Below are 24,016 nucleotides of genomic sequence, written 5' to 3'. Positions count from 1 at the left end.
AATTTGATTCATTGAATCGATAACCAGGACGCCCATGGCCGCCTTGCCCCTGCGTGCGCTCACGCTGCGCCAGCTGCAGTGTTTCTCGGTGCTGGTCGAGGAAGGGCACTTCGGACGCGCGGCGCGCCGGCTCGCCATCACGCAGCCCGCGCTGAGCAACGCGATCAAGCAGATGGAAAAGCTGCTCGGCGCCGAGCTGCTGACCCGCTCCACCCACCGGCTCGAACTCACGCCCGTCGGCGCCGAGGTGCTGGCGCGCACCGACTTTCTCGTCCACACCTTCGAGGTGGCGCTGCGCGACATCGAAAGCACGGTGCAGCGCGGCCGGGCTTACGTGCGCGTGGGCGTGATCCCCTCGGCCAGCGCGCGCGTCGCGGCGGCGGCGGCCGACTTCCTGCAGCAGCGCGGCGAGGTGGAGCTGGCCTGGCGCGACGCGCCTTCCACGGTGCTGCTGGCCGAGCTGCGCAGCGGCCAGCTCGACATGGCCGTGGCCGCGATCACCGAACCGCCGGGCGGGCTGGCATGCATCGACCTGTTCCGCGACCCGCTGGTGCTGGTGGTGCGGCGCAACCATGCACTGGCCGCGGCCGGCGAGGCGCGCTGGGAGGCCATCGGCAGCGAGCGCCTCGTACTGTTCGAAAGCGGCAGCATGCCGGCGCTGGGCGACCCGGCGCGCGCGCAGTTTGCGCAGGGCGCGCAGCCGTACCGCGTGAGCTATTCCGAAACGCTCTACGCGCTGGTGCGCAGCGGGCAGGCGCTGGGGCTGATGCCGCGGCTGTACACCTCGTCGCTGCGCGACCCCGAGCTGGCCGTGGTGCCGCTGTCGGCGCCACGCATCGAGCGGCGCGTGGTGCTGGCCTACCTGCCGGGGCCGATGCGCAATGTGGCGGCGCAGGAGCTCATCGGGTTCCTGCGTGAGCGGCTGCCGCAGGCTTAGGCCGCTTCGAGCATCGCCATGCGCGTTTCGCTGCTGAAGCGTTCCAGCGTCCAGCCTTCGCCGAGCATGAACATGCGCGTGTGCAGTTGCGACAGCGTGTCGCCGTCCACCTCGTTGCCGAGATAACTCAGGCGTTTCTCGCGCAGGTCGACAAAACCCGTCGTGTAGTCGCGCCCCAGGCGCAGCCACAGCGCATGCGCGCCCGGCGACTGGCGCGCGCCGCTCATCAGGCACATGCCGCTGCCGAGCGCCCAGCGGTACACGGCCGTGGCCAGCCCGCGCCGCTGGTAGGCGGGGTCGTACTGCGAATGCGGCGCGCGGAGGTGGCGGTCGGCGCGGCGGTCGAGTTCGATGAGGCGGTTGAACACCGTGTAGCCGACCAGCCGCTGGTGGCGCACGTCCTCGATGTACACGTAGGTCTCGCCGTCGGCCTCGCGAAAGCGCGCGCGCAGGTCGGGGTCGTCCAGGCGCAGCGCGGGCAGGTCCTGCACGCGGTCGCCCATGGCGCGCATGCGCTCGTACACGGGTGTCAGCGGCTCGCTCGGGCGACCCTTCTTCGGGTCGACGTCGATGCGCAGCTCGGCCGGGCGCAGGAAGTGGCGGCGCAGCGCGTCGAACGAGAGCCACGCGGGCCAGGGCGGCAAGGCGGGCGAAGAAACAAAAGGGGAGCAGGCAAGAGCCACCACGGGGAAATCCTCACGACGAAACACGACGACGAAGCGGACGAGGCTCTTCCACGCGGCACGGGGCCGAAGGCGGGAAAGAAGGTCGGACGCTGGGGAAGTGGTGCGTCGCCCAGGCTGATCAGTCGATCAGGGCCGGGGCGCGCGACCGCGGGGGGCAGGTGCCCGACGGTCGATGTGCGCTGAAGAAAAAAGGAGGCTGACCGCCGGGCTCAGGGATGTGCGAGGGTCTGCTGCGACCTCGCCGTCATTGCGGCGGGCGCGCGCACGCGCGCATCGCCCGGGGCCGCGCAGGCCGCCGTGCGATCGAAACCGGCAATGAAAACCATGACGTTCATAGGGTCGATTGTAGGAAGCCGGGGGCGTTCGGGCAACCAAAGCCCCCGCGGTCTTTGCCAGATTGGGTTGCGTTCAGTGGAGTTCGTCGGCCGCGTGGATCGTCTCGCGCACGCGCGGGTAGATCTGCGTGTTCCATTTGCTGCCGCTGAACACGCCGTAGTGCCCGACGCCGGCCTGCAGGTGGTGCGTTTTCAGGTACGGGCGGATGCCGGTGCACAGGTCCTGCGCGGCCACGGTCTGGCCGACCGCGCAGATGTCGTCACGCTCGCCTTCCACCGTGAGCAGTGCGGTGCGCCGGATCGCCGCGGGGTTCACGGTGCGCCCGCCCACGGTGAGCACGCCGCGCGGCAGGTCGTAGGTCTGGAACACGCGCTCGACGGTCTCCAGGTAGAACTCGGCCGGCAGGTCGTTCACCGCCAGGTACTCGTCGTAGAAGTCGGCGATGGTGCGGGCCTTGTCGAGCTCGCCTTCGACGAGCAGGCGCTCCATGTCCTCGAACTGCTTCTTGTGGCGCTCGGGGTTCATGCTCATGAAGGCCGTGAGCTGCAAAAATCCCGGGTACACGCGCCGCATCGCGCCCGCATGCGGCCACGGCACATGGCTGATGAGGTTGCGGCGGAACCACTCGATGGGCTTGCTGGTTGCGAGCACGTTCACGCCGGTCGGGTTGATGCGGCAGTCGACCGGCCCCGCCATCAGCGTGAGGCTGCGCGGCGTGGCCGGGTGGTCGTCTTCCGCCATGAGCGCGGTCGCGGCCAGCGCGGCCACGCAGGGCTGGCACACGGCCACCATATGCGCGCCCGGGCCCATGGCCTCGACGAAGCGCACCAGCTGCAGCGTGTAGTCGTCGAGCCCGAAGCCGCCCTGCCACAGCGGCACGTCGCGCGCGTTGTGCCAGTCGGTCAGGTACACGTCGTGGTCGCGCAGCAGGGTGCGCACGGTTTCGCGCAGCAAGGTCGCGAAATGGCCCGACAGTGGTGCGACCAGCAGCACGCGCGGGTGCACCGCATCGGTGTGCGCTTTGCGAAAGTGCAGCAAGGTGCCGAACGGCGAAACCAGCGCGACCTCTTCATGCACGGGCACCTCAGTGCCGTCGACCATGACCGAGTCGATGCCGTAGTCGGGCCGCGTGTGGGTGAGCCGCATGCGCGAGAAGACCTCGCAGCGTGCGGCCATGCGCCGCAGCGCGGTGCGATCGGTGTCGTCCTGCCAGAGTGCGCGGCCCAGGTACTGCGCGGTGAGTCGCCATGGCGAGAGCAGGTCGGTCTGGTTCTGGTAAGCGCGGTACAGCATGCTTCGGTTGCAGGCAAGTTGTGGGCCAACAAGCATTGCATCTCATGGCACGGCGCTTGCACACACTTGGCATCGTCCAAGGAGTGTCGCGATGGCCAAACCCGTTCTCACGATCAGCAGCAAGAACTACGGCGCGTGGTCGCTGCGCGGCTGGCTGATGTGCAGGCTCGCGGGGCTGGACTTCAGCGAGAAGGTCATTCCGCCCGACGATCCGGCCATGAAGGCCGAGATGCTGCTGCTGTCGTCGTCGATGCTGGTGCCCTCGCTGCAGCACGGCGGCATCAAGGTGTGGGACACGCTGGCCATCGGCGAGTACCTGCACGAGATCAAGCCGAAGGCCGGCCTGCTGCCCGCCGACGCCGCGGCACGCGCGCACTGCCGCGCCATCTGCGGCGAGATGCACTCGGGCTTTGCCTCAATGCGCGGCGCATTGCCGATGAACATCAAGGCCCGCTTCAAGAACTTCAAGGTGTGGTCGCGCGCGCAGGGCGACATCGACCGCATCGTCGCCATCTGGCGCGAGTGCCTCAAGGCCTACGGCGGCCCCTTCCTGTTCGGCAAGCAGCCCGGCATGGCCGACGCGATGTACGCGCCCGTGGTCACGCGCTTCCTGAGCTACGACGTGGCGCTCGACAGCACCTGCGCCGCGTACTGCAAGCGCGTGATGGAACTGCCCGCCATGACGGAGTGGGTGGCCGCCGCGCTGCAGGAGCCCGACGAGATCGACGAGCTCGAGGCCGAGTTCTGACGCTTCTTCTTCAGGGGCTCGCGGGCGGCAGGCCGAGCCCGTCCTGTCGCAGCCGGCGCTCGATGCTCTGCGCGGCCTGCTGCAGGTCGCCCAGGTGCGCCGTCACGATCTCGCGCTCGCTCTTCACCGTCGGCAGCCACGCGCAGCTGAGGCAACCCACCACCTGATCGCCCAGCCGCACCGGCACCGACACCGCGCCGAAGCGGTCGGGCGAATCGAGGCTGGTGGACGTGGGGTCGCGCGCCGCGTAGCCCTGGTCGCGCGCATGCGCCACCATGCGGCGGATGCTGTCGGGGCGCCGCGCACCGCGGTCGAAATCGTTCGGTGAACGCGCCAGTGCGGCGAGGATTTCTCGCCGCTCGTCTTCGGGACAGAACGCAAGGTAGCAACGCCCGAGCGACGACAGCAGCATCGGCGGGCGAAAGCCCAGCGCGCGGTAGTTCACCGCGAGGCCGTTGCGTGGCCGGTCGGTGTCGAGGATCAGCATGGCGGTGCCGTCGCGCACGCCGAGGTCGATCGGCCACGGCACCAGCCGCTGCAGCGTGGCACGCGGCGATGCGGCCAGGGCCGTGAGCCGCGTGCGCCACGCCGCTGCGGCGCCCGACTGGCCGGTGGCCGAGGTGGGCACGTAGCGCTTCTCCAACTCGTTGCGCTCCACCCAGCCGGCCTGCTGCAGCGTCTTCAGGATGCGCAGCAGCGTGGCCTTCGACAAACCGGTCTGCCGGTGCAGCTCCTGCAGCGTGACGGCCGATGCACGCTGGATCGCCAGCATCACGTCGAGCCCGCGGCGCAGTGCGTCGATCGACTTCACGCTCTGCGCACCGGTGGTGTCTGACATGCCGCCTCCAAAGAAAAAGGTTCACTCAGTGAAACTATATCTTCTGGCAGCGCGATGGCATTCCTACAGTCCGATGACACCCCACGTCGTCCCATCGAGAAGGAAAACCACCTCATTTTTCACCACCGAAACGCGCTCCGTGCCGCTGCAGGAGCCATTCTTTTGCTGTGTGCCGCCACGGCGTCCCTGGCACAGTCGTGGCCCGCGAAGCCGATCACCATCGTCGTCGCCTACCCGGCCGGCGGCGACACCGACGCCATCGCGCGCGCCTATGCCGAGAAGCTCGCGCAGCGCGTCGGCCAGCCGGTGCTGATCGACAACCGCCCCGGCGCGAGCGGCATGATCGGCAACGCCTGGGTCGCGAAGGCACCGGCCGACGGCTACACGCTGCTGTTCACGCCCAGCACCTTTCCCATCGCGCAGCACGTGCTGAAGGCCGGCCCCGGCGTGGCGCACGACGTGGTGAAAGACTTCACCCCCATCGTGAAGACCGGCAACATCCCGGTGCTGATGGTCACCGCGCCCACGAGCGGCATCCAGAACGTGGCGCAGCTCGTCGCCGGTGCCAAGGCCGGCAAGACCTTCACCTACGGCACGCCGGGTGCGGGCTCGCCGATGCACATCGCGGGCGAGCTCTTCAACAAGGACGCCGGCATTGCCGTCGCGCATGCGCCGTACCGCGGCGTGGCGCCGGTGGTCAACGACACGCTGGGCGGCCACGTGAGCGTGGGCTGGATCACGCCGGGCGCGGTGGCGGGGCACATCACCGCCGGCAAGCTCGTGCCGCTGGCCGTGGCCGAGCGCCAGCGCACGAAGCTGATGCCCAACGTGCCCACGTTTCTTGAGCTGGGCTATCGCGACATGGACGTGAGCGCCTGGATGGGCCTGCTCGGGCCGAAGGCGATGCCGGCCGAGGTCGTGCAGACGCTCAACCGCCACTTCAACGAGATCCTGAAGATGCCCGACGTGCAGGCCCGCATGGCCGCGCTGGGCATCGAGCCCGTGGGCGGCGCGCCGTCCGTGCTGGCACAGCAGATCAGCGACGACGACCAGCGCTTCGGCAGGCTGGTGCGCGAGTTCGGCATCCGCGCCGATTGACGACAGACAGACAAGGAGACGAAGCATGTTGAGCGAAGAAAAGAACCGCGTGCTGACCGAAGTCGGTCCGGGCAAGCCCATGGGCGACTACCTGCGCCGCTACTGGCACCCGATTGCCGGTGCCAGCGAGTTCGACGACAAGGCCGTGAAGCCGCTGCGCATCCTCGGCGAGGACCTGGTGCTCTACAAGGACCTGAGCGGCAACTACGGCCTGGTCGACCGCCGCTGCCCGCACCGCAACGCCGACATGTCGTACGGCTACGTGGAGAAGTGCGGCCTGCGCTGCAGCTACCACGGCTGGCAGTACGACACGAGCGGCCAGTGCATCCACCAGCCCTTTGAAGAAACGCTGGACCCCGACGCGCGCATGCGCAAGAACACGAAGATCAAGGCCTACCCCGTGCAGGAAAAGGCCGGCCTGCTGTGGGCCTACATGGGCCCGCAGCCCGCGCCGCTCTTGCCCGACTGGGAACTCTTCAACTGCAGGAACGGTTTCGCGCAGGCCGTGTTCGCCGAGATTCCCTGCAACTGGTTCCAGTGCCAGGAGAACTCCATCGACCCCGTGCACTTCGAGTGGACGCACAACAACTGGACCACGCGGCTGCAGGGCGACGAAGGCCCCTACGTGCCCACGCACCTGAAGCTGGCCTTCGAGGAGTTCGAGCACGGCTTCGTCTACAAGCGCCTGCGTGGCGGCGAGCGCGAAGACAACGTGATGTGGACCACCGGCCGCGTCACGCTGTGGCCCAACGGCTTCTTCCTCGGCCATCACTTCGAATGGCGCGTGCCCATCGACGACCACCACACGCTGAGCGTGCTGTGGGTGCTCAGCCGCGTGCCCAACGAGCAGGAGCCCTATGTGCAGGAGCGCATTCCCTCGTGGTACGGCCCCATCAAGGACCCGGTCACGGGCCGCTGGATCACCAGCCATGTCGCCAACCAGGACTTCGTGGTGTGGGTGGGGCAGGGCACCGTGACCGACCGCACGCGCGAGAAGCTGGGCCAGAGCGACAAGGGCATCGTGATGATGCGTCGGCGCTTTTTTGAAGAACTCGAATCAATGCAGGCCGATCCGTCGCACGAGCCCAAGGGGCTGATTCGCGACCCCGAAAAGAACCGCGACGTGTGCCTGCCGTCGGCCTGCCGTGAGGAGATGCTGCATGGCCTGCCGCGCGCCGAACTGGCTGCGCATCCGCTGCTGGGGCCGTACCTGAAGGACTTCTTCGGGCAGGCCGGGCAGCCTGACGATGTGCGCGCGGCGTATGAGAAGGCCATCGGGCAGAAGGTCGAGGGCGCGCAGTTCTTCAAGGTGCACGGCGGCGCGTCGGACGCCGAAATTGAAACGCAGAACGCGGCCTGCCGCGATGCGGCCTAGCGCCGGAACATCCGCAGGTCGAGCGCGCTCTCTTCGCCCAGCCACATCGCATGCGTCGTGTGGTCCGCGAAGTCGTCGCCGGTCACGCCGTGCACGAACACATCGAGGCCATTGCGGTGGGCGTCCAGCCAGCCGATGACCTCGTCGAACTCGGCGGCGTCGAAGGCCAGCTGGCAGCTCCAGTGCGGGTGCGGGCCGACGAGGCGTTCGTGCACGCGGCCGACCACCACCATCAGCTCGCGGCCGGCGCGCTCGCTGAGTTCGCGCGCCTGCGCCAGCGTGTCGGGCGCGAAGTAGATGTGGGCGTGGTACTGGGCGTAGAGGTTTTCGGGGCGGCGCATGGTGCGTTCATTGTGAACCGAGGCGGAAGCGGCCGCTGTAGCGAAACACGTCGCCAAACCAGCGATGGCGCAGCAGCATCTTCATCGTGAAGTGGTCGGGGTCGGACGGATCGGGCCGCTCCTCGACATAGGCGGTGCCGAGAAAGAGGCCCAGCGGCAGCGGAATGCGCAGCCCCGCAAGGCGCCAGATGTAGCCCTTGTCGCGGAACACCAGTGCGCCGTCTTCGGCGCTCACCGCCAGCCGCATGCCGATGCCGAAGCGCACGAACTCGATCACCTCGCCGCCTTGCGAAGGCGCGGCTTCCATGTGCGAACGGAAGTGAAAGGGCGCACGACCCGCGAAGTGAAAGATGCGGTCCCAGTACAGGTGCGGGTCGTCGGCGCGGCAGCGGTAGTGCACCTCGATCGGCACGTCGGTGCCGGTGTGCGGCACCAGCGCGCCGACGAGGCGGCCGAAGGGCATCAGCAGCGCGGCCCACGGCGCGTGGTGCACCTCGTGCATGGCGCCGCGCACGCACACATGCTCGGCCGACAACGGCGTCATCGCGTAGTGCCGTCGGATCACGTCGCCGAGGTGCGCCCATGCGGGGCCGAGCGCTTGTTGGATCAGCGGCGTGGCGCTCATGCAGCGGCGCTTTCGTCGGCCTTGCGCGTGGCGCTCACCATGGCGTAGTCGAAGTCGCGCCAGAACATGCCCAGCGCAAGCGCGCAGTAGCTGGCCACGATGTGCTTGCGGCGCCACGGGCTGAGCTTGCCGCGCGCCTTCCACAGCTCGGCCAGCGTGAAGCGCGTGGCCAGCACGGGAATGTGCAGCGCGCTGGGCGCGACGCGCCAGCGCAGCGACTTCACTTCGATGTCCTCGAAGCCGTGGGCGCGCAGCGCCGCAATGAAGTCTTCGCGCACGGCCAGCGTGGGCACGGCCCAGCTGTCGGCCCACAGGCGGTGCAGCCAGCCTGCGAGGCGGCCCGGCTGACGGCGCAGCAGGAAGCCGTCGACCACCACCAGCCGCGCGCCGGGCTTGAGCAGCCGCGCCGCCTCGCGCACGAAGTCGGCCTTGGCGGTGCCTTCGGCGTAGCAGGCGCTTTCGAGCGCCCAGGCGCCATCGGCCTGGGCGGTGGGCAGGCCGGTGCGGGTGTAGTCGGCTTCGACGTGCGCGACGCGATCGGCCACGCCGGCCCGCGCGTCGAGCCGCGCGGCGATGCCGTTCTGCACCGGCACGTTGGTCACGGTGACCGCATGCAGCGCAGGGTCGTCGCCGACCAGCGTGCGCGAGGTGGCGCCAGCGCCGCAGCCGAGGTCGAGCACGCAGCGCGGTCCGGTGGTGGCCATGTCGAGTCGCAGTGCGCGACCGACGGTGCGGTTCATCTCGATCAGCATGCCTTCACGCCGCAGCGGGTTCAGGCCCAGGCGCCAGAAGCCGAAGTGCATGTTGTAGCTGGGGCTCCAGGCGCGGTAGTCGTCGGCGACCTCGGTGAAGTAGTCCTGCGTGTCCTCGCGGCTCACGTGGCCTTCGACCGCGGGCGGCGTGGTGCGCGCGGTGCCGGGCAGGCGGAAGTCGGGCTGGAAGACGTCGGGCATCGAAACTCCTTCAGGCGATGTGCGTTTTTTCAGAGCTTGCAGTGGTCGTCGGCGCAGGTGGTTGGCGCGATCGCACCGTGCCCCGCGAGCCGCAGCACCAGCCAGCGCGGCAGCCGGTAGCGGTTGCGGGCCAGCACCGCGTAGGCGCGGTCGGCCAGCCGGCCGACGACCGGCAGGTCGAGCACGGCGCCGCCGGCCGGCAGGCCCACCGCCGCGCGGCAGGCGCGGATGGCGTCGACGCCCACGCGCAGTTGGCCTGCGGCATCGACCGCGTGCAGCGAACGCATCAGCGCGTCCCGTGGCGCCGGGCCGTCCGCGAAACCGGCGGACGAGCAGTCGACCAGATGCAGCCGGCCGGCGCTGTCGCGCGCCTGCATGGCGCCCATCTCGGCCGTGCACAGCGGGCAGGTGGCGTCGAAATAAACCGTGAGCGGGTAGGTGGCGGGGGCGAAGCGGGCCATGGCGTTCTTGGTTCTCGATATTTCAGTCAAAACAGAAATAAGAAGGCAAAAAAAGGACTCGGCCTTTCTCAGATCATCGGCAGGCTGGCGTGGTGCGCATCGGGGTCGTCGCCCTTGTCGGGGGGCGGTGGCGGTGCGCTGTCGCCGCGCACGAACTTCTGCACGCTGGCGCCGAGCGTGAGCACCTTGTCGAGCGTGCCGGGCGACAGCCGCAGCATCTCGTCGGCCCAGGTGGCGAGCTTGGTCATGAGGTCCATGGTGGAGCGGATGCGGTCTTGCGCGTCGGGCGGCTCCTTCTGGAAATCGGGGCTGGCAACGATCTCGCGCAGCACGCGGATGGTGGGGTCGAACTCGCGCTCCTTGCGCTCGCGCACCACCGTACGGAACAGCTCCCACACATCGACGCTGGTCTCGAAGTAGTCGCGCCGGTCGCCCAGCGTGTGGGTGATGCGCACGAGGTTCCAGGCCTGCAATTCCTTCAGGCTGTTGCTGACGTTGGAGCGGGCCACGCCCAGCGTTTCCGACAGCTCTTCGGCGTGCATCGGCTTGCCGTGCGCGAACAGCAGGGCGTGGATCTGAGAGACCGTGCGGTTCACGCCCCACATGGAGCCCATCTCGCCCCAGTGCAGAACGAACTTGCGTTGAATGTCGGTGAGTTCCATGGCGTCGAGTTTAGGAATTCCTTAATTTCTGTCAAGACAGAAACAAAAAACTCGGCATGGTCGGGTCAAAAGTGAAATACTGTATGAATAAACAGTTATTCAACTTGTTTCCTGCCTCCTTCCAAGGATTCGCCATGCCCGCCGCCCAGATTCCCATCCACATCGTCAAAGGCCGTGGCGCGGCCACGCGGCTCGCGCACCGGTTCTCCAAAGACGAGCGCGACGCCTTCGACGACGGCTGGGGCACGCTCGAAGAGGGCGAGGCCGAGGCCGCCGAACTGCTGCCGCTGGCCACCGAGGTGCGCTTCGAAGACGTGAAGTCGGTGCTCAGCAGCAACGAGTCGCCCGACATTCCGTTCGACCGCTCGCTCAACCCCTACCGCGGCTGCGAGCATGGCTGCATCTACTGCTTTGCGCGGCCCACGCACAGCTACCTGAACCTCTCGCCCGGCCTCGACTTCGAGACCAAGCTCATCGCCAAGCGCAACCTCGTCGAGGTGCTGCGCGCCGAACTCGGGCGCAAGAGCTACCGCCCCAGCAACCTCGCCATCGGCACCGCGACCGATTGCTACCAGCCCATCGAGCGCGAACTGCGGCTCACGCGCGGCGTGATCGAGCTGCTGAGCGAAGTGCGGCATCCGTTTGCGCTGGTCACCAAGTCGAGCGCCGTGGAGCGCGACCTCGACCTGATCGCGCCGATGGCGGCCGACCGGCTTGCGGCCGTGTACGTCACGGTCACCACGCTCGACGGCGAGCTGGCGCGCAAGCTCGAGCCGCGCGCCGCCGCGCCGCACCGGCGGCTGCGCACCATCCGCACGCTGGCCGAGGCCGGCGTGCCGGTGGGCGTGAGCCTGGCACCGCAGATTCCGTTCATCACCGAAGACATGGAGCAGGTGCTCGAAGCCGCCTGGGAGGCCGGCGCGCGCAGCGCCTTCTACACCGTGGTGCGCCTGCCGTGGGAGGTGGCGCCGCTCTTCAAGGAATGGCTCGCGCTGCACTACCCGCAGCGCGCCGAGCGCGTCATGGCGCGCATCCACGAGATGCGCGGCGGCAAGGACTACGACGCCGACTTCGCCACGCGCATGAAGGGCAGCGGCCTGTGGGCCGACCTGATTCATCAGCGCTTCCAGAAGGCGACGAACCGGCTGGGCTTCAACCGCGAGCGGATTGCACTCGACACCTCGGCCTTCCGGCCGCCGGGCGCACAAGGGCAGGGCAATCTGTTCTGAGGGCAGGTCAGCGCGTAAGCCAGCCGTTGATCTCGTCGATGACGTCGGCTTTGGCGCCGCCCGCGAGGGCCTGCAACCGTATCCGCGACAGCAGGTAGACGAAACGGGCCTGCGCCAGATCACGCTGGGCGGAGACCTTCAGCTGGTCCGCGTTCAGCACGTCAGGCAAGGTGCGGCTGCCGGCCTCGAACGAGCGCTGGTTCGACAGGACGACCTGCTCCGCGGAGCGCACCGCCTGCTCCAGGGCCTTGACCCTCAACACGCCTTCGGTCACGCCGCGGAACTCGCGGTGCAGCCGCACCCCCAGGTCGCGGCGCAAGGCTTCGAGGGTCTCTTCGGCCCGCTGCTGGTTTGCGAGTGCCTGCCTCACGGTGGAACTCACGTAGCCGCCCGAGTACAGCGGAATGGTGAGCTGCACGCCGATCGACCGGTTGGTGTAGCGGGTCTTGATGCTGGTGATCGTGTCGCTGTCGTTGCGGGACCACTGGGCGACGGCGTCCAGGGTCGGGTAGTGGCCCGCCTGCGCCTTGTCCAGCTCATGCTTTGCGGCTTCCACCTGGGCAGCGAGCGACTGAAGCTCCGGGCTGGTGAGCTCGGCCTGCGCGATCCAGTCTTCCACCCGGTCGGGTGTGGGCCGAACGAGCTGCATCCTCGACGGGTCCAGCGGCGCGAGCCCGTCGATCGGGCGATTGACCAGGCTCTGGAGTTGCCTGCGCGTGAAGTCCAGATTCTGGCGCGCCTCCAGTTCCTGCGCCACGTTGAGGTCCAGTGCCGCGCGCGCTTCATCGATGTCGGTGCGCGTGCCGAAACCCGCGCCGAGCCGCTTCTGCGCGGCATCGAACTGGGTCGTGTAGGCCGTCTTCTGCGAGAGCACCAGCGCGAGATGCTCCTCGGCCAGCAAAGCTTCGAAGTAAGCGCCGCTCACCCGCACGCCGACGTTCTGCAGTTCGCGCTCCAGAATGGCCTCGGCATCGTCGACCTGCGCCTGCGCCTGGCGGTAGTCGGCCATCTGGTACATGCGGAAAAGGGGCTGCCTCAAGGTCAGCGCCTCGCTGCTGCTGGTGTAGCGCAGGTTGGACGTGACGAGCTGCCCCGAGGCGTCAGGCGAGGTCCTGTCCAGCCAGTTCCGATGGCGCGAGACGCTGGCCGACAGGTTGGGAAGCAGTTGCGCGCGGGCCTGCGGCAGGCGCTCGCGCCGGGCGTCCGTGGCGGCCCGCACCGACCGGATCGTCGCGTCCTGGGCCAGTGCTTCGCCATACGCCTGCGACAGGTCGATCGACCAGGCCGGCCCGCAGAGAAGGCCGGCAGCAGCGGCAACAGCGGTGAATGCCCGCGCGTTCTTTTTCACGGGTCATTCTTCCGTCATGGAGGCGGCGATGCGCTTGGTGAGCGGATGCAGCAAATACACGAGCAGCGAGCGCTCGCCGGTCTTGAACACCACCTCGACCGGCATGCCCGGCTGCAGCGAGCGCTTGCCCAGCTTCTTCAGGCCCTCCTGCGTCACCGCCACCCGCGCCAGGTAGTAGCTCGCGTTGGTCTGGGGGTCGGTCAACAAGTCGCCCGAGACCGACACCAGCTGGCCCTGCACCACGAGCTGCGGGGAATGGGCGAAGCTCGTGAAGCGCACGTCCACCGGAATGCCGGCGTGGATGCGGTCGATCAGGTGCGGGGGCACCCTCGTTTCAAGCAGCAGGGGCTCGTTGGCGGGCACCACGTCCATCAGCTTCTGTCCCGGTGCGATCACGCCGCCCACGGTCTGCGCCACCAGCGCCACCACCTGGCCTGAAGCGGGCGAGCGGATCTCGGTGCGGCCCAGTTCGTCGCGCAAGGCGACGAACTTCTCGAAGTCGCCCAGCACCTCGCGGCTGACTTCCGCCTGCTGCGTTTCCACTTCCTTGTGGTACTCCTGCTGCCTCGCAATGGCACGCTGGCGAAGCTCGGCGACCGAGCGCCGGGCCCGGCCCGTGTTGCCGATGAGCTCGGCAATGGAGGTGCTCGATTCCGCGAGCTGGCGTTCCATCTCCAGCTGGCGATTGCGCGGCGCATACCCTTCGGCGACCATCTTGCGCGTCTGGGTCAGTTCCTCGCCGAGCAGCGACAGCTGGGTCCGGCGGCTGCCCAGCATGCTGGTGTAGGCCTGCGACAAGGCCTGCTGGCCCTGGATGTTTTCCTCGATCGATTGCAGGTCGGCGCGCAAGGCGGCGCGGCGCGACCGGAGCAGCTGTTCCTGGTTGAACATCTGCTGGCGGATCAGCGGGTCCTTGGCCGCGGCCTGCAAGTCGGGATGGAAGTCGATGGTGTCCAGCCCGCCCTGTTCGGCCAGCAGGCGACTCTGGATGGCGCGAAACCCGAGGTAGCGCTGCCGCACGGTTTCGAAGCTCGCCCTGGCCGCGGCGTCGTCGAGCTTGAACAGCAACTGGCCCTCTTGCACCTGGTCGCCTTCGCCGACCCGCACCTCCTTGAGGATGCCGCCGATCTGGTGCTGCACTGCCTTGCGCTTCGTGTCGATGGAGACCAGCCCCTGGCTCGGCACGCCCTCGTCGAGCGGCGCAAACGCAGCCCACAACAGAAAGCCGCCGAACCCGGCGGCCAAGGCCCACACGCCGATCCGTCCTGCGCGTCCGAACTCGGTGCCGAGGCCTTGGACATCGGCATTCTTCGATCGCTCGTCTGCGGCCGGCGAGGGGGCGGACGTCACGTCTCTGAGAAGGTTGGGTTGGGCCATGTGGAACTCCCTCCGGGATGAATCGAGTCAAGCCGACTGCACCAGGGCCGCCGGCCGCACCGCAGGCGGAGGTCGGCGAAGCGACGCGAGCACGGCATCGCGCGGTCCGTCGGCCGTCAGTTCGCCGTCGCTCAGCACCATGAGGCGGTCGGCCACGCCCACCGCGCCCTGGCGGTGCGTCACCAGCAGCACCGTTTTTCCCTTGGCCTTCAACTCCCGGATGGCGCGCAGCAGCGCGGCTTCGCCGGCGTCGTCGAGGTTGGCATTCGGTTCATCCAGAACAACGAGCGACGGGTCGCCATAGAGCGCCCGCGCCAGTCCGATGCGCTGCCTCTGCCCGCCGGACAGCAGGTGGCCCGCGTCCCCGATGGGGGTGTCGTAGCCCTTGGGAAAGTGCAGGATCGTCTCGTGCAGGCCGGCGCTGCTGGCCGCCTCGATGACCTTGCGCGAGTCGACCTCGCCGAGCCGCGCGATGTTCTCGGCAATGGAGCCGCCGAACAGTTCAACGTCCTGCGGCAGATAGCCCAGGTGCGGACCCAGTTCGAAGCGGTTCCAGCCGCCGATCGGCACACCATCGAGCAGCACCGCGCCACGCGATGCGGCCCAGATGCCCACCATGACCTTCACCAGCGTGGACTTGCCCGAGCCCGACGGCCCCAGCACCGCGACCACGGTGCCTGCGGGGATCGCAAACGAGATGTTCTTCAGGATGGGCGTTGCGCGCCCCGCAGCCCCTGCAAAGACGCCTTGCAGGCTGATCTGGCCGGTCGGTGTGGCGCGGGAGGGGGCAGGGGGCTGCTCGGGGAAGTCGGCCAGCAGCCTGTCGAGACGCTGGAACGCGCAGCGGCAGGAGACGAAGCCCCGCCACGCGCCGAGCAGCTGGTCGATCGGCGCCAGGGCGCGGCCCATCAGCACGTTCGCCGCGATCATGGCGCCCGGCGACAACTGGCCATCGATCACCAGCAGCGCACCCGCGCCCAGCGCGAGCGACTGCTGGCTGTAGCGGATGAACTTGCTCCAGCCGGCGACGCGATGCACCAGGCCCTGCGCGCGAGTGCTCTTGTCCATGCTGGCCGCATGCTGGCGGTTCCAGCGCGTCTGCAGCGCGCCCACCATGCCCATCGACTCGAGCACCTCGACGTTGCGAAGCTTGCCCTGCAGCTCGCTCATCGTCTCGCCCGTGGCTTGCAGGACCGCTTCCGACGGCGCAACGGTCCGCCGCTGTCCGAACCACGCCAGGGCGGCCTGGACCAGCGCGAACGCCAGCGCCAGCATGCCGAGCCAGGGATGAAGAAAGAAGATCACCGCGATGTAGATCGGCGTCCAGGGGGCATCGAAGAGCGCAAAGATGCCTTGGCCGGTCAGGAACTGGCGGATCTGGCTCAGGTCGGCGAACGGCCGGGGCGCGACGGACGCCGACTGCCCAAGGTAGGCGCGGAAGCTCCCGTTGAACACCCGCGTGCTCAGCTGCCGGTCGAAGCGCAGGCTGGCCCGCACCAGCAGGCGCGAGCGCAGCCATTCCGACAAGGCCAGTGCGCCGAAAAGCAGCAGCGTGATCAGGGACACCGCAAGCAAGGTCATCTCGCTTTGGCTGGACAGCACGCGGTCGAAGATCTGCAGCATGTAGAGGGTCGGCGCGAGCATGAGCAGGTTGGTCAGGAAGCTCAACGCGCCGACGAGCAGGAACTCCCGTCGGAATCCCCAAAGCGCGCGCCCCAGCTCGCTGCGGTGGAAGAACGCAGGGGTTTTCATGGCCGTGGGTGCGCCTGAAGCGCGATGCTCGCGGCGTTGCCGGGCGAAGCGACGGCATCGCGATGCCGCGATGCCGCGCTGTGGGCTGCCTTGCGTGTCCGGTCCGCCGCCTGGTCGCCGGCCTGCCGCAGCGCCGCCAGGATCTCGTCGCGCGGGCCGAAGGCCTGCATGACGCCGTCGCTCAGCACCAGCATCTTGTCCGCCACGGCCAGCACGCTGGTGCGGTGCGTCATGACGACGAAGGTCGTGCCGCGCGCCTTGAGGGTCAGGATGGCGGCTGCCAGGGCGGCGTCGCCCGCGTCGTCGAGGCTCGAGTTCGGTTCGTCGAGCACCACCAGCGCGGGCTCGCCATAGATCGCGCGGGCCAATGCCACGCGCTGCCGCTGCCCGCCCGACAGCACGGTGCCTTCGGGCCCGACCGGGCTGTCGTAGCCGAGCGGAAGGCCCGTGATGCTGGCGTGCAGGTCGACGGCCAATGCCGCTGCCTTGACCTTCGCCGGCCGCACCTCCCCGAAGCGCGCGATGTTCTCGGCCAGCGTGCCGTCGAGCAATTCCACGTCCTGGGGCAGGTAGCCGATGTGCGGGCCGAGTTCGCGCTTGTCCCACGCGAACACGTCGGCGCCGTCCAGCCGCACCTTGCCGCTCGCCGCGGGCCACAGGCCGACGAGCAGGCGCGCCAACGTCGTTTTCCCCGCGGCAGACGGACCGACGACGGCCAGCACCTCGCCGGGCGCCAGGCTGAAGGCCACGTTCTTCAGGAGGGCCGGGCCGTTGCCCGGGGGCGCGCCGGCCACGAGGCTTTCGACCTGCAGCGCGCCCTTGGGCGGCGGCAGCGGCATCGTGTCCGGTTTCGGGGCGATCGCGCCCAACAGGCTGTCCAGGCGCCGCCATGCATCGCCGGCGTTGACCACCACGCGCCATTGCGTCACGAGCTGCACCAGTGGCGCGAGGGCCCGGCCGCCCAGGATCGATCCGACCACCATCATTCCGGCGTTGCCGTTGAGCTGGTTCTTCAGCAGCAGCCAGGCACCCAGTCCGAGCAACAGCGAACCCGTGGTGACCTGCAGGAACTTGCTGACGGCCTGCGAGGTGCCGGCGTGGTCCGAGGCCACGGCCTCGCGCTGCAGGAAATCGCGTCGCTTGCCCATCCAGCGGCGATGGACGTCCTGCTGCATGCCCATCGACTCGATGACCTGCGAGTTTCTCAACACGGCATCGGCGTACTGCTGCGCATCGATCGCGCACCGGTTGGCCGCCACCAGCGGCGGGCGTGTGCGGCGGTCGTTGAGCCAGCCGACAAACACCTGCAGCAGCGAGCCGACAACAGCGGACCATCCCAGCACCGGGCTGATGGCGAACATCAGCCCCACGAAGACCAGCGACACCGGCGCTTCCATGAGCGCCAGCAACGGCGGCGCGTACAGGAATTCGCGCAAGGTCCGAAGGTCGTTGAGCGGCTGCACCGTTCCGCCCGGCACCCGCATGAGACCCGCGTCGAAGACGGCGACGAACACGCGGTTGCGCATCGCCTGGTCTAGGGCCTGCGCGGCCTGGTACATCACCTGCGCGCGGGCCCAGTCGAGCACTTCCATGAGGCCGTAGGCAGCCAGCACCAGCAGCGTCAGCATGGCCAGCGTGAACGCGTTGCGGCTGTTCAGCACGCGCCCGTACACCTCCAGCATGTACGCGCTCGGCGCCAGCAGCAGAAGGCCGGCGCACACGCTGAACCAGGCCGCCCGCACGACGTAGGGGCGCAGCGCCGTCACCGCTTGCCGCAATTCGCCCGATTTTTCCGGAGGCTTCATACCACCTCGCTCATTCGACTTCGATCACGGGGACGAGGGCGGTTGGCATGATGGCCGCCCTCGCTTCAACGCATTGCCTGGGCCTACACGACGAGGTCGCCCAGCGGTGGCGGCGCCACGACACCGACCAGCTGCACTTCGAAGTCGGCGCCGCCGTTGCCGTCGACATCGGCCTGAAGCGTCTGGGTGGCGACGTCGAACCTCAGCTGCCCGGCCACGTTGGTGAACGCCGCACCGGCCAGGTAGCTGAACGCATCGTTCGCGTTCGCGTTGCCCGAAATGGCGTCGATGCCCGACAGGTCGATCGTGTCCGCGCCGCTCGTGAAGCCGGAGACCACGTCCTTGTTGGCACCCGCCGGACTCTCGGCCACGGCATTGAAGTCGTACACGTCGTTGCCGTCGCCGCCGGTGAGCGCGTCCTTGCCCAGTCCACCGGTCAGCGTGTCGTTGCCGGCGCCGCCGTTGAGCGTGTCGTTGCCCGCGCTGCCCTGGATCGACTCGTTGTCCGCACCGCCGGTGAAGACGGTGCCGCCGACGATGCCGACGTCCAGCACCTGCGTCGCGGTGGCGTCGCCATCGGCGTCCTGGACCGCCAGCGAGAACTGCAGGCTGGCGTCGAGCTGGCCGCTGTTGAGCGTGACGAACCCGATGTCCGAGATCTTGATGACGTCGTTGTCGGTCGTGGCCGCTTCGGGATTGGCCGTGCCAGGCGTTCCCGAAAATTCCTGGAACGTGGTGCTGCCGCCGCCGGCCCCGGTCAGTGGGTTGAGGTTGATGGCCGTGCCCGTCACGTCTTCGGTCGACACCAGCAGTTGCGCACCTTCGATGACGTAGTTTTCGGTGCCGGTGTTGAAGTCGTTCGACTCGATGATGATGGCGCCATCGTTGTTGTCGAGCACGATGCTGTACGGGGCCGGAATGGTGCCGCCGAATTTGATGATGTCGGCGTTGTCGATGATGATGGCCTTCGTCGTGCGGCTGCCGTCGTCCGGGTCCACCAGCTTGAGCACGAGCACCAGGTCCTCGCTGCCGATGCCGTCGAACTTCAGGAACATGCCGGCCGCCTGCGTGGTCGGCGTCGTGGTCGCGAAGCCGAACGGGTTCGCGGCGAAGAAGTCGAGGTCCAGCACCTCGCCCTGCTGGATCGTGTCGCTCGCCACGCCGTTGGCCTGGTTGGACACGCTCACCCACGTCCCTTCCTGCTTGAACAGTTCGCCGTTCGCAAACGCGGTTCCATTGGCCGTGCCCAACGGGGCTGCCGGCGCGATCGCCTGGATGTTCTTGGCACCGGTGCCGCCGCCCGGCTCGTTGTAGCCGGTGAACTGCACGAAGAAGTTGCTGCTCAACTGGGCCACCGACACGTCGGGCTGCGTCTGGTCGACCGTCGATGTCCCCAGCGTGTAGCCGGTGAAGCCCAGGGCCTGGCCGGTCGAGACGGTGTTGAAGCCCGCGATGGGCGCATTCAGCGTGAGCGAGTAGGTGCCGTTCACCTTGTCGAAGCTCAGCGTGCCGGTGGCGTTGGTGGTGGTGGCTGAACTGGGGTCCGGCTTGTAGCTGAAGCTCACGGCGAACGAGGCGCCCGTCGCCGTCTCGGAGGTCCAGGTCACCGTCGGGCTGCCGATCGCCGCACTGCCCACCGTGCCGGTCAACGTGATCGCTGAAAAGTCGGAGTTGGTGAGGCTGTAGCTCGACCGTGCGTCGGCGCCGATCTCGTAGTCGAAGACGCCCGTGCCGCCGGGCGCCGGGTTGCTGGTGTTCGAATAGATGAGGTCGGTGCGGGCCACGATGGTCGGCCCGTCGTCCTCGAAGTTCAGGGCCTGGCCGATGTTCAGGAAGTCCGCGCCCATGGCCTGGTCGCCGTCCTTGTCGGTGATGGTGTCCGTGCGCGTCAGCACGATCAGGTCGGCCGCAGACAGCGTCGTCGAATCGTCCGGGTTGGTGGCGTCCGGGTGCACGATCGCACGCTGCTGGTCGAGCGTGACAAGGCCCGCAGCACTGACGCTCACGGTGAAGACCAGCGCACCGCTGATGGCGGTACGCCCTTCGACCACGCCCCCGGCGGTGAGGGTCAGCACCACGCTCTGGTTGGTCAGGGTGTCGACCAGACCCGAGGCGACGCCCGCGCTCTTGACGCCCAGCGTGTACGCGCTGGTGACCGTGCCTGCGCCGTCCGCGCCGTAGCTCGGCGTGCTGGAGAAGTTGTCGGCGAAGCTGGCCGACGCGTTGGTGGCGAGGATGGTTTCGTCCACCGTCAGGGCGTCAGGAGGCGCGGTGTCGGCCACCCCGATGCTCGGCCCGTCATCCTCGAAGTTCAGGGCCTGTCCGATGTTCAGGAAGTCCGAGGCCATGGCCTGGTCGCCGTCCCTGTCGGTGATGGTGTCGGTGCGCGTCAGCACGATCAGGTCGGCCGCAGACAGCGTCTTCGAGTCGTCCGGGTTGGTGGTGTCCGGATGCACGATGGCACGCTGCTGGTCCAGCGTGACAAGGCCCGCAGCACTGACGCTCACGGTGAAGACCAGCGCACCGCTGATGGCGGTACGCCCTTCGACCACGCCGCCGGCGGTCAGCGTCAACACCACGCTCTGGTTGGTCTGCGTGTCGACCAGGCCCGAAGCGACGCCCGCGCTCTTGACGCTGAGCGCATAGGCGCTGGTGACCGTGCCTGCGCCGTCCGCGCCGTAGCTCGGCGTGCTGGAGAAGTTGTCGGCGAAGTTGGCCGAGGCGTTGGTGGCGAGGATGGTTTCGTCCACCGTCAATGCGTCAGGCGCCGCGATATCGGCCACCCCGATGCTCGGCCCGTCGTCCTCGAAGTTCAGGGCCTGTCCGATGTTCAGCGAGTCCGAACCCGTGGCCTGGTCGCCATCCTTGTCGGTGATGGTGTCGGTGCGCGTCAGCACGATCAGGTCGGCTGCGGCGAGCGTCTTCGAATCGTCCGGGTTGTTGGTGTCCGGGTGCAAGATGGCACGCTGCTGGTCGAGCGTGACCGTGCCGGTCGCGCTGACGCTCACCGTGAAGACGATGCTGCCTGTGGCGGCTGTCACGGCGTCCGTGCCTTGGCGCCCCTCGACGACGCCCGAGGCGTTGAGGAACAGGAACACGCTGTTGCCGGTGGCCACGTCGTCCAGGCCGGAGTCCGCGCCGCTGGTCTTCAGGGTCAGTGCGTAGGCGCTGGTGACCGTGCCCGCACCGTCCGCGCCGTAGCTCGGCGAGCTCGAGAAGTTGTCGGCGAAGCTGGCTGACGCATTGGTGGCGAGGATGGTTTCGTCCACCGTCAACGCGTCAGGAGGTGCGATGTCGGCCACCACGATGCTCGGCCCATCGTCCTCGAAGTTCAGGGCCTGTCCGATGTTCAGGAAGTCCGAGCCCATGGCCTGGTCACCGTCCTTGTCGGTGATGGTGTCGGTGCGCGTCAGCACGATCAGGTCGGCCGCAGACAGCGTCTTCGAATCGTCCGGGTTGTTGGTGTCCGGATGCACGATCGCACGCTGCTGGTCGAGCGTGACCGTGCCGGTGGCGCTGACGCTCACGGTGAAGACCAGCGCACCGCTGATGGCGGTACGTCCCTCGACCACGCCGCCGGCGGTGAGGGTCAGCACCACGCTCTGGTTGGTCAGGGTGTCGACCAGGCCCGAGGCGACGCCCGCGCTCTTGACGCTCAGTGCGTAGGCGCTGGTGACCGTGCCTGCGCCGTCCGCGCCGTAGCTCGGCGTGCTGGAGAAGTTGTCGGCAAAGTTGGCCGAGGCGTTGGTGGCCAGGATGGTTTCGTCCACCGTCAGTGCGTCAGGAGGTGCGGTGTCGGCCACCCCGATGCTCGGCCCGTCATCCTCGAAGTTCAGGGCCTGGCCGATGTTCAGGAAGTCCGAGCTCATCGCCTGGTCGCCGTCCTGGTCGGTGATGGTGTCGGTGCGCGTCAGCACGATCAGGTCGGCCGCGGCGAGCGTCTTCGAATCGTCCGGATTGCTGGTGTTCGGATGCACGATGGCGCGCACCTGGTCGAGCGTGACCGTGCCGGTGGCACTCACGCTCACGGTGAAGACGATGTCGCCTGTGGCCGCTGCGACGGCGTCCGTGCCCTGGCGCCCCTCGACCACGCCCGAGGCGTTGAGGAACAGGAACACGCTGTTGCCGGTGGCCACGTCGTCCAGGCCGGAGTCTGCGCCGCTGGTCTTCAGGCTCAGTGCGAAGGCGCTGGTGACCGTGCCCGCGCCGTCTGCACCGTAGCTCGGCGTGCTGGAGAAGTTGTCGGCAAAGTTGGCCGAGGCATTGGTCGCCAGAACCGTCTCGTCGACGGTCAAGGCGTCAGGGGGCGCCGTATCGGCCACCGCGATGCTCGGCCCGTCGTCTTCGAAGATCATCTGCGAGCCGATCTCCGCCGTGGCGGTGGACGACCTCAGCAGCCGGAATCCCCCGATGTCGAAGTCCGCGTGGGTGTTGCCCGACGCATCGAGGGCCGCCCCGTTTTCGATGAGCACGCGGTTGTGGTTCGCTGTCGTCGTGTATTCGATCGACTGGCCGGCCACGACGCCGGTGATGGTCGCGATGCCGCCGGTGATGCTGATGGCAAGGGTCGAACTCAGTGCGCCCTCGGCACCGGCCGAGTAGGTTTCGAGCACGTTCCCGGCGGAGTCGAGCACGCGCACGCTCGTGATCGAAATCATCGTGTCGTTCGCGTAGCCCTCGACGAAGCTGTTGCCCGACTCCACCGCCGTGCTGAAGGCGGAGATCCTGACCTGGGCACTCTTGCCGCCTTGCAGCTGCACCACGTCGAAGTCGGCCGTCGTCGCGCCGAACATGCCGGTGAAGTCGATGTTCGACTCCAGGTCGGCCTCGTTCTGGTCCAGGTTCGGAATGGTGACGTCCGCCCTGGCGCCGGTCACGAAGGTGAAGCGGATGCCTTCCTGCTCGGTGATCATCTGGCTGTTGGTGCCGAACGTGGTCGGCCCACCGGCCTTGCTGGTGTTGATCGTGTCGCCGGTGTTGATGTTGATGTCGTCGGCGGTGCTGTTGAAGTTGGCACCGGACTGGTTGGCGGGGTCCCTGCCGGTCGCGATGATCGACACGTTGGTGATCCGGCCATCGACAATCGTCGGCGTGTCCGTCGTGAACATCAGGAACAGGTTCTGGCCGGAGGGCGCGTCCGCGAGGTTGAACTCCGTGTCCTTGCTCACGCTGACGAAGATCTTGTCCGTCAGGTCGACCGGGTCGTCGGCGTTGGTCGCATCGGGGTTCGATATCGCTTCGTATTGAACGGTCCAGATCTTGGCGCCACTCACCGGGGTTCCCGTCTCCTCGAGGTAGGCGGCGAACACGACGACATTGAGGGCGGTCTTTCCGTAGACGACGTTGTTGTTGGTCGTGTCGGTGTACAGGAAGATGTCTTCGCCGTCGGCGGTGTTGAGGCCGCTGTCCTGGCCATTGAGCGGTGCGCCGTTGGCGTCCGTGAACGACATGTCGGTGACCGTGCCCGTCACGGTGAACGTGAAGGCGTTGGTGCCGGTGTTGGTCCCGTTGTAGCCGCTCAACGCCGCGTTGATGGCCGTGCCTGCGCCTTGGGCGGTCAGGCGGGTGCTGAAGGCGGTGGGCAGCGAACTTGCGGAGATGTCATTGTCGTTACTGTCGCCGGGCGCAGCGGGAGTAGCGGCAAGGTTCTGCAAGTTGGCGGATTCATCGAGGGTGACGGTCGAGCCCGTCGTCAGGTTTAGCGCAGCCATAGGAACTCCTTGTTTGGAAAAGGGCGCCGATAGGAGTCTGTGCTTCCCGAATTGACGTGCGCTCGCTGGCGATCAACCACGTTCACTTATCAGCAGACAAGGATGCTGAACCTCAGGGCCGCGCCCCGTCCATAGGATAAAAGTTGTCACCCACAGGGTGATGCGCCGTGCCGGCCGCACGTCCTTACCCTTTGATACCTTGCGAGCGCCGCGGACCTGTCCTCAAAAAGTTGTGGTCTTTATCATTACGATCCGCCTGCCTTCCCCATGAGCACCGCGGAGGGAAACCATGGAACAAGTCCCACTGTCGTCTGTTGGGCCACCCACTTGGAACGCCGATCCGCTGGCGGTCATGCAAGGCTTGCGTCCCCTGTCGCCATTCGCTCCCCCGGCGCCATCCGCGCCATCCGAGCTTTGGGCATCGGAGCGTTTTCAACCCGC

The 24,016-nt window shown here is 67.9% G+C and carries 19 protein-coding genes; 5 read left to right on the top strand and 14 right to left on the bottom strand.

All coding sequences use genetic code 11. From position 1 onward, the window contains the following. Positions 1–34 precede the first annotated feature (34 nt). Complete coding sequence (locus GFK26_RS30170; RefSeq protein WP_153285199.1) at positions 35–937, top strand: LysR family transcriptional regulator; 903 nt, start codon at positions 35–37, stop codon at positions 935–937. On the opposite strand, the gene GFK26_RS30165 is transcribed toward GFK26_RS30170, so the two are convergent. The 3 genes from GFK26_RS30165 to GFK26_RS30160 form a co-directional block, all read right to left on the bottom strand. After that, the gene (locus GFK26_RS30165; protein WP_153285198.1) at positions 934–1,581 is read right to left on the bottom strand and encodes a GNAT family N-acetyltransferase; all 648 of its coding nucleotides are present in this window, start codon (positions 1,579–1,581) and stop codon (positions 934–936) included. The genes GFK26_RS30170 and GFK26_RS30165 overlap by 4 nt on opposite strands. A gap of 251 nt (positions 1,582–1,832) precedes the next feature. After that, the gene (locus GFK26_RS34515) at positions 1,833–1,958 is read right to left on the bottom strand and encodes a hypothetical protein (protein ID WP_257214726.1); all 126 of its coding nucleotides are present in this window, start codon (positions 1,956–1,958) and stop codon (positions 1,833–1,835) included. 73 nt (positions 1,959–2,031) lie between these two features. After that, positions 2,032–3,252, bottom strand: coding sequence for a polyhydroxyalkanoate depolymerase (locus GFK26_RS30160; protein WP_153285197.1), 1,221 nt, complete (start codon positions 3,250–3,252; stop codon positions 2,032–2,034). A gap of 91 nt (positions 3,253–3,343) precedes the next feature. Between GFK26_RS30160 and GFK26_RS30155 the strand changes: the two genes are divergently transcribed. Continuing rightward, positions 3,344–4,000 carry a glutathione S-transferase gene (locus GFK26_RS30155; RefSeq protein WP_153285196.1) on the top strand — a complete coding sequence of 219 codons (657 nt, stop codon included), beginning with the start codon at positions 3,344–3,346 and terminating at the stop codon, positions 3,998–4,000. A 10-nt stretch (positions 4,001–4,010) separates the two neighbouring features. On the opposite strand, the gene GFK26_RS30150 is transcribed toward GFK26_RS30155, so the two are convergent. Next, positions 4,011–4,838, bottom strand: coding sequence for a helix-turn-helix domain-containing protein (locus tag GFK26_RS30150; protein WP_153285195.1), 828 nt, complete (start codon positions 4,836–4,838; stop codon positions 4,011–4,013). 162 nt (positions 4,839–5,000) lie between these two features. On the opposite strand from GFK26_RS30150, the gene GFK26_RS30145 reads away from it, so the two are divergent. After that, on the top strand, positions 5,001–5,936 hold the full coding sequence (locus GFK26_RS30145; RefSeq protein ID WP_228121809.1) for a Bug family tripartite tricarboxylate transporter substrate binding protein: 936 nt from the start codon (positions 5,001–5,003) through the stop codon (positions 5,934–5,936). 25 nt (positions 5,937–5,961) lie between these two features. Next, positions 5,962–7,311, top strand: coding sequence for an aromatic ring-hydroxylating dioxygenase subunit alpha (locus GFK26_RS30140; RefSeq protein WP_153285193.1), 1,350 nt, complete (start codon positions 5,962–5,964; stop codon positions 7,309–7,311). On the opposite strand, the gene GFK26_RS30135 is transcribed toward GFK26_RS30140, so the two are convergent. The 5 genes from GFK26_RS30135 to GFK26_RS30115 all read right to left on the bottom strand — a co-directional run bounded on the left by GFK26_RS30135 (position 7,308) and on the right by GFK26_RS30115 (position 10,353). Beyond that, a complete protein-coding gene (locus tag GFK26_RS30135; RefSeq protein ID WP_153285192.1) occupies positions 7,308–7,652 on the bottom strand; it encodes a DOPA 4,5-dioxygenase family protein in 345 nt (114 codons plus the stop codon). The genes GFK26_RS30140 and GFK26_RS30135 overlap by 4 nt on opposite strands. A gap of 7 nt (positions 7,653–7,659) precedes the next feature. Next, positions 7,660–8,277, bottom strand: a complete 618-nt coding sequence (locus tag GFK26_RS30130; protein WP_153285191.1) for a DUF4166 domain-containing protein — start codon at positions 8,275–8,277, stop codon at positions 7,660–7,662. Then, complete coding sequence (locus tag GFK26_RS30125) at positions 8,274–9,230, bottom strand: SAM-dependent methyltransferase (protein WP_153285190.1); 957 nt, start codon at positions 9,228–9,230, stop codon at positions 8,274–8,276. The genes GFK26_RS30130 and GFK26_RS30125 overlap by 4 nt, the downstream gene beginning before the upstream one ends. A 29-nt stretch (positions 9,231–9,259) precedes the next feature. After that, the gene (locus GFK26_RS30120; protein WP_153285189.1) at positions 9,260–9,691 is read right to left on the bottom strand and encodes a thiol-disulfide oxidoreductase DCC family protein; all 432 of its coding nucleotides are present in this window, start codon (positions 9,689–9,691) and stop codon (positions 9,260–9,262) included. A 68-nt stretch (positions 9,692–9,759) separates the two neighbouring features. Continuing rightward, complete coding sequence (locus GFK26_RS30115; RefSeq protein ID WP_153285188.1) at positions 9,760–10,353, bottom strand: GbsR/MarR family transcriptional regulator; 594 nt, start codon at positions 10,351–10,353, stop codon at positions 9,760–9,762. Positions 10,354–10,487: 134 nt separating this feature from the next. Here GFK26_RS30115 and GFK26_RS30110 point away from each other — a divergent pair, with 134 nt between their 5' ends. Then, a complete protein-coding gene (locus tag GFK26_RS30110; RefSeq protein WP_153285187.1) occupies positions 10,488–11,582 on the top strand; it encodes a PA0069 family radical SAM protein in 1,095 nt (364 codons plus the stop codon). A 7-nt stretch (positions 11,583–11,589) separates the two neighbouring features. Here the strand turns inward: GFK26_RS30110 and GFK26_RS30105 are convergent, their stop codons facing one another. The 5 genes from GFK26_RS30105 to GFK26_RS30085 all read right to left on the bottom strand — a co-directional run bounded on the left by GFK26_RS30105 (position 11,590) and on the right by GFK26_RS30085 (position 23,575). Then, positions 11,590–12,930, bottom strand: a complete 1,341-nt coding sequence (locus GFK26_RS30105) for a TolC family outer membrane protein (protein ID WP_153285186.1) — start codon at positions 12,928–12,930, stop codon at positions 11,590–11,592. 3 nt (positions 12,931–12,933) lie between these two features. Beyond that, positions 12,934–14,307 (bottom strand): HlyD family type I secretion periplasmic adaptor subunit, encoded by a 1,374-nt coding sequence (locus tag GFK26_RS30100; protein ID WP_153285185.1) that lies wholly within the window; start codon positions 14,305–14,307, stop codon positions 12,934–12,936. Between the two features lie 27 nt (positions 14,308–14,334). Further along, positions 14,335–16,059, bottom strand: a complete 1,725-nt coding sequence (locus tag GFK26_RS30095) for a type I secretion system permease/ATPase (RefSeq protein ID WP_153285184.1) — start codon at positions 16,057–16,059, stop codon at positions 14,335–14,337. Continuing rightward, positions 16,056–17,864, bottom strand: a complete 1,809-nt coding sequence (locus tag GFK26_RS30090) for a type I secretion system permease/ATPase (RefSeq protein WP_153285183.1) — start codon at positions 17,862–17,864, stop codon at positions 16,056–16,058. The genes GFK26_RS30095 and GFK26_RS30090 overlap by 4 nt, the downstream gene beginning before the upstream one ends. An 83-nt stretch (positions 17,865–17,947) precedes the next feature. After that, complete coding sequence (locus GFK26_RS30085) at positions 17,948–23,575, bottom strand: DUF5801 repeats-in-toxin domain-containing protein (protein WP_153285182.1); 5,628 nt, start codon at positions 23,573–23,575, stop codon at positions 17,948–17,950. Positions 23,576–24,016 lie beyond the last annotated feature (441 nt).

This window comes from Variovorax paradoxus, assembly GCF_009498455.1.
In the GTDB taxonomy this organism is placed as follows: domain Bacteria; phylum Pseudomonadota; class Gammaproteobacteria; order Burkholderiales; family Burkholderiaceae_C; genus Variovorax; species Variovorax paradoxus_H.
The sequence above is the reverse complement of the archived record's forward strand: the minus strand, read 5'-3'. Positions and strand labels throughout refer to the sequence as shown.

What these genes read in the sequence shown, in the direction of transcription:
- GFK26_RS30170 (WP_153285199.1), top strand. Translation starts at nt 35, where the DNA reads ATGGCCGCCTTGCCCCTGCGTGCGCTCACGCTGCGCCAGCTGCAGTGT.
- GFK26_RS34515 (WP_257214726.1), bottom strand. Translation starts at nt 1,958, where the DNA reads ATGAACGTCATGGTTTTCATTGCCGGTTTCGATCGCACGGCGGCCTGC.
- GFK26_RS30160 (WP_153285197.1), bottom strand. Translation starts at nt 3,252, where the DNA reads ATGCTGTACCGCGCTTACCAGAACCAGACCGACCTGCTCTCGCCATGG.
- GFK26_RS30155 (WP_153285196.1), top strand. Translation starts at nt 3,344, where the DNA reads ATGGCCAAACCCGTTCTCACGATCAGCAGCAAGAACTACGGCGCGTGG.
- GFK26_RS30150 (WP_153285195.1), bottom strand. Translation starts at nt 4,838, where the DNA reads ATGTCAGACACCACCGGTGCGCAGAGCGTGAAGTCGATCGACGCACTG.
- GFK26_RS30140 (WP_153285193.1), top strand. Translation starts at nt 5,962, where the DNA reads ATGTTGAGCGAAGAAAAGAACCGCGTGCTGACCGAAGTCGGTCCGGGC.
- GFK26_RS30135 (WP_153285192.1), bottom strand. Translation starts at nt 7,652, where the DNA reads ATGCGCCGCCCCGAAAACCTCTACGCCCAGTACCACGCCCACATCTAC.
- GFK26_RS30130 (WP_153285191.1), bottom strand. Translation starts at nt 8,277, where the DNA reads ATGAGCGCCACGCCGCTGATCCAACAAGCGCTCGGCCCCGCATGGGCG.
- GFK26_RS30125 (WP_153285190.1), bottom strand. Translation starts at nt 9,230, where the DNA reads ATGCCCGACGTCTTCCAGCCCGACTTCCGCCTGCCCGGCACCGCGCGC.
- GFK26_RS30120 (WP_153285189.1), bottom strand. Translation starts at nt 9,691, where the DNA reads ATGGCCCGCTTCGCCCCCGCCACCTACCCGCTCACGGTTTATTTCGAC.
- GFK26_RS30115 (WP_153285188.1), bottom strand. Translation starts at nt 10,353, where the DNA reads ATGGAACTCACCGACATTCAACGCAAGTTCGTTCTGCACTGGGGCGAG.
- GFK26_RS30110 (WP_153285187.1), top strand. Translation starts at nt 10,488, where the DNA reads ATGCCCGCCGCCCAGATTCCCATCCACATCGTCAAAGGCCGTGGCGCG.
- GFK26_RS30100 (WP_153285185.1), bottom strand. Translation starts at nt 14,307, where the DNA reads ATGGCCCAACCCAACCTTCTCAGAGACGTGACGTCCGCCCCCTCGCCG.
- GFK26_RS30095 (WP_153285184.1), bottom strand. Translation starts at nt 16,059, where the DNA reads ATGAAAACCCCTGCGTTCTTCCACCGCAGCGAGCTGGGGCGCGCGCTT.
- GFK26_RS30090 (WP_153285183.1), bottom strand. Translation starts at nt 17,864, where the DNA reads ATGAAGCCTCCGGAAAAATCGGGCGAATTGCGGCAAGCGGTGACGGCG.
- GFK26_RS30085 (WP_153285182.1), bottom strand. Translation starts at nt 23,575, where the DNA reads ATGGCTGCGCTAAACCTGACGACGGGCTCGACCGTCACCCTCGATGAA.